General features: G+C 54.0%; 2 rRNA genes. Both read left to right on the forward strand.

Going from position 1 to position 5,328, the window contains the following annotated elements:
* Positions 1–13 precede the first annotated feature (13 nt).
* Positions 14–1,538, forward strand: a 16S ribosomal RNA gene (locus AC1C2N_RS16175).
* Between the two features lie 452 nt (positions 1,539–1,990).
* Positions 1,991–5,211: ribosomal RNA gene (locus AC1C2N_RS16180) — 23S ribosomal RNA — on the forward strand.
* The 16S and 23S rRNA genes sit together here, the layout of an rRNA operon.
* Positions 5,212–5,328 lie beyond the last annotated feature (117 nt).

Raw genomic sequence — 5,328 nt, forward strand, 5'->3', positions numbered from 1 at the left:
TGGCAATTAAACATTTACGGAGAGTTTGATCCTGGCTCAGGACGAACGCTGGCGGCGTGCTTAACACATGCAAGTCGAACGATGATCCAGAGCTTGCTCTGGTGATTAGTGGCGAACGGGTGAGTAACACGTGAGTAACCTGCCCTTGACTCTGGGATAAGCGTTGGAAACGACGTCTAATACCGGATACGAACCGCGAAGGCATCTTCAGTGGTTGGAAAGAATTTTGGTCAAGGATGGACTCGCGGCCTATCAGGTAGTTGGTGAGGTAATGGCTCACCAAGCCTACGACGGGTAGCCGGCCTGAGAGGGTGACCGGCCACACTGGGACTGAGACACGGCCCAGACTCCTACGGGAGGCAGCAGTGGGGAATATTGCACAATGGGCGAAAGCCTGATGCAGCAACGCCGCGTGAGGGACGACGGCCTTCGGGTTGTAAACCTCTTTTAGCAGGGAAGAAGCGAAAGTGACGGTACCTGCAGAAAAAGCACCGGCTAACTACGTGCCAGCAGCCGCGGTAATACGTAGGGTGCAAGCGTTGTCCGGAATTATTGGGCGTAAAGAGCTCGTAGGCGGTTTGTCGCGTCTGCTGTGAAAACTGGAGGCTCAACCTCCAGCCTGCAGTGGGTACGGGCAGACTAGAGTGCGGTAGGGGAGATTGGAATTCCTGGTGTAGCGGTGGAATGCGCAGATATCAGGAGGAACACCAATGGCGAAGGCAGATCTCTGGGCCGTAACTGACGCTGAGGAGCGAAAGGGTGGGGAGCAAACAGGCTTAGATACCCTGGTAGTCCACCCCGTAAACGTTGGGAACTAGATGTGGGGACCATTCCACGGTCTCCGTGTCGCAGCTAACGCATTAAGTTCCCCGCCTGGGGAGTACGGCCGCAAGGCTAAAACTCAAAGGAATTGACGGGGGCCCGCACAAGCGGCGGAGCATGCGGATTAATTCGATGCAACGCGAAGAACCTTACCAAGGCTTGACATATACGAGAACGCGTTAGAGATAACGAACTCTTTGGACACTCGTATACAGGTGGTGCATGGTTGTCGTCAGCTCGTGTCGTGAGATGTTGGGTTAAGTCCCGCAACGAGCGCAACCCTCGTTCTATGTTGCCAGCACGTAATGGTGGGAACTCATGGGATACTGCCGGGGTCAACTCGGAGGAAGGTGGGGACGACGTCAAATCATCATGCCCCTTATGTCTTGGGCTTCACGCATGCTACAATGGCCAGTACAAAGGGCTGCGATACCGTAAGGTGGAGCGAATCCCAAAAAGCTGGTCCCAGTTCGGATTGAGGTCTGCAACTCGACCTCATGAAGTCGGAGTCGCTAGTAATCGCAGATCAGCAACGCTGCGGTGAATACGTTCCCGGGCCTTGTACACACCGCCCGTCAAGTCATGAAAGTCGGTAACACCCGACGCCGGTGGCCTAACCCTTTATTGGGAGGGAGCCGTCTAAGGTGGGATTGGTAATTAGGACTAAGTCGTAACAAGGTAGCCGTACCGGAAGGTGCGGCTGGATCACCTCCTTTCTAAGGAGCACGTGCCAGTCCGTCTGTATACAGCGGAACATACTGGCCAGTCAGTTCAGGGACGAACGTTCCTGCTGGCGCTCATGGGTGGAACATTGACATTGATACGGATCGTAAAGATCCGACACGAGTACGCCCTGGTTTTGCCAGGGAAGGAAAGAGTCGGTCCGGCACGGTTCGTATGTTGCACGCTGTTGGGTCCTGAGGGACCGGAACGGAACATGAAAGTGTTTCGGACTGTACCTCTGGACCTTCTCCTGTTCGACAGGGACCTTTGGGTCGTCGGACAGGGTGGGTACCGCCCGTACTTTGAGAACTACACAGTGGACGCGAGCATCTTTTGACTCGGACTTCGGTTCGAGTCGAAAACAACAATTGACTCAAGCATTTATGTTTGAGTCCATTGGTCAATTTTTTCGAGATAGATTTTCGATTTTCAAAACTCATGTGATTGGCAAGTTTTTAAGAGCAAACGGTGGATGCCTTGGCATCTGGAGCCGAAGAAGGACGTAGTAATCTGCGATAAGCCTCGGGGAGCTGATAAACAAGCTGTGATCCGAGGGTGTCCGAATGGGGAAACCCCGCCAGGGGCTGCAAGGTTACCTGGTGACTCCCGCCTGAATATATAGGGCGGGTAGAGGGAACGTGGGGAAGTGAAACATCTCAGTACCCACAGGAAGAGAAAACAACAGTGATTCCGTTAGTAGTGGCGAGCGAACCCGGAAGAGGCTAAACCGTGCATGTGTGATACCCGGCAGGGGTTGCATGTTCGGGGTTGTGGGACTTTTCAGCATTTGGCTGCCGCCGGTGCGACGTTACAGAGCGTGATAGACGAACAGGATTGAAAGCCTGGTCATAGAGGGTGCGAACCCCGTAGTCGAAATTTCGTGATGGCGTGAAGAGTATCCCAAGTATCACGGGGCCCGAGAAATCCCGTGTGAATCTGTCAGGACCACCTGATAAGCCTAAATACTCCCAGATGACCGATAGTGAACAAGTACCGTGAGGGAAAGGTGAAAAGTACCCCGGGAGGGGAGTGAAATAGTACCTGAAACCGTTTGCTTACAAACCGTTGGAGCAGCCTTGTAGCTGTGACAGCGTGCCTTTTGAAGAATGAGCCTGCGAGTTAGTGATATGTGGCGAGGTTAACCCGTGAGGGGTATCCGTAGCGAAAGCGAGTCTGAATAGGGCGATTCAGTCGCATGTCCTAGACCCGAAGCGAAGTGATCTATCCATGGCCAGGTTGAAGCGTGTGTAAGAGCACGTGGAGGACCGAACCCACTTAGGTTGAAAACTGAGGGGATGAGCTGTGGATAGGGGTGAAAGGCCAATCAAACTTCGTGATAGCTGGTTCTCTCCGAAATGCATTTAGGTGCAGCGTTGCGTGTTTCTTGCCGGAGGTAGAGCTACTGGATGGCTAATGGGCCCTAAAAGGTTACTGACGTCAGCCAAACTCCGAATGCCGGTAAGTGAGAGCGCAGCAGTGAGACGGTGGGGGATAAGCTTCATCGTCGAGAGGGAAACAACCCAGACCACCAACTAAGGTCCCCAAGCGCGTGCTAAGTGGGAAAGGATGTGGAGTTGCACAGACAACCAGGAGGTTGGCTTAGAAGCAGCCACCCTTGAAAGAGTGCGTAATAGCTCACTGGTCAAGTGATTCCGCGCCGACAATTTAACGGGGCTCAAGCACGCCACCGAAGTTGTGGCATTGATATTTATAGGCAGGCCTTCGTGGTCCAGCCGTATTGATGGGTAGGAGAGCGTCGTGTGGCGAGCGAAGCGGCGGTGTAAACCAGCCGTGGATGCCACACGAGTGAGAATGCAGGCATGAGTAGCGAAAGACGGGTGAGAAACCCGTCCTCCGAAAGACCAAGGGTTCCAGGGCCAGGCTAATCCGCCCTGGGTAAGTCGGGACCTAAGGCGAGGCCGACAGGCGTAGTCGATGGACAACGGGTTGATATTCCCGTACTGACGAAGAACCGCCCAAGCTAATCCAGTGATGCTAAGAGTCTGAATCTCCCTGATTGATCCCTTCGGGGTGAGACGGTGGGCCTAGCGCTCGACCCTATGCTGGTGCGGTTAGCGTATTAACAGGTGTGACGCAGGAAGGTAGTCNCGCTGATTGATCCCTTCGGGGTGAGACGGTGGGCCTAGCGCTCGACCCTATGCTGGTGCGGTTAGCGTATTAACAGGTGTGACGCAGGAAGGTAGTCGGTCCTGGGCGATGGTTGTCCCAGGCCAAGGTTGTAGGCCGAGAGATAGGCAAATCCGTCTCTCATATAAGGCTGAGAGCTGAAGGGGAGCCCGTAAGGGCAAGATCCGATGATCCTATGCTGCCAAGAAAAGCATCGGCGCGAGGTTCAAGTCACCCGTACCCCAAACCGACTCAGGTGGTCAGGTAGAGAATACCAAGGAGATCGAGAGAATCGTGGTTAAGGAACTCGGCAAAATGCCCCCGTAACTTCGGGAGAAGGGGGGCCTGACACGTCAACGGACTTGCTCCGGGACGCGTGGTAGGGCCGCAGAGACCAGTGGGAAGCGACTGTTTACTAAAAACACAGGTCCGTGCCAAGTCGCAAGACGATGTATACGGACTGACGCCTGCCCGGTGCTGGAAGGTTAAGAGGAACGGTTAGCCGCAAGGCGAAGCTGAGAATTTAAGCCCCAGTAAACGGCGGTGGTAACTATAACCATCCTAAGGTAGCGAAATTCCTTGTCGGGTAAGTTCCGACCTGCACGAATGGCGTAACGACTTCCCAGCTGTCTCAACCGCGAACTCGGCGAAATTGCACTACGAGTAAAGATGCTCGTTACGCGCAGCAGGACGGAAAGACCCCGTGACCTTTACTACAGCTTGGTATTGGTGTTCGGTGTGGCTTGTGTAGGATAGGTGGGAGACTGTGAAGCTGGCACGCTAGTGTCGGTGGAGTCATTGTTGAAATACCACTCTGGTCATATTGGATATCTAACTTCGAACCGTAATCCGGTTCAGGGACAGTGCCTGGTGGGTAGTTTAACTGGGGCGGTTGCCTCCTAAAAAGTAACGGAGGCGCCCAAAGGTTCCCTCAATCTGGTTGGCAATCAGATGTCGAGTGTAAGTGCACAAGGGAGCTTGACTGTGAGACTGACAAGTCGAGCAGGGACGAAAGTCGGGACTAGTGATCCGGCAGTGGCTTGTGGAAGCGCTGTCGCTCAACGGATAAAAGGTACCTCGGGGATAACAGGCTGATCTTGCCCAAGAGTCCATATCGACGGCATGGTTTGGCACCTCGATGTCGGCTCGTCGCATCCTGGGGCTGGAGTAGGTCCCAAGGGTTGGGCTGTTCGCCCATTAAAGCGGTACGCGAGCTGGGTTTAGAACGTCGTGAGACAGTTCGGTCCCTATCCGCTGCGCGCGCAGGAAATTTGAGAGGATCTGACCCTAGTACGAGAGGACCGGGTTGGACGAACCTCTGGTGTGTCAGTTGTTCCGCCAGGAGCACCGCTGATTAGCTACGTTCGGGATGGATAACCGCTGAAAGCATCTAAGCGGGAAGCCGGCCTCAAGATGAGATTTCCATGCCTTCGGGCGAGAGGCTCCCAGCTAGACTACTGGGTTGATAGGCCGGATGTGGAAGAGAGGACTAAAGACTCTCGGAGCTGACCGGTACTAATAAGCCGATAACTTACCAATCATCCCACCCTTGTGGTGGAGCATGAGTTTTGAGGTAAATCGAATTTCGTGATCGATAAAATTCACGATGCGTAGCGTCCACTATGTGGTTCTCGATGTACGGTCGAGAACCGAACA

The sequence above is a fragment of the Mycetocola sp. Y791 genome (assembly GCF_059445325.1).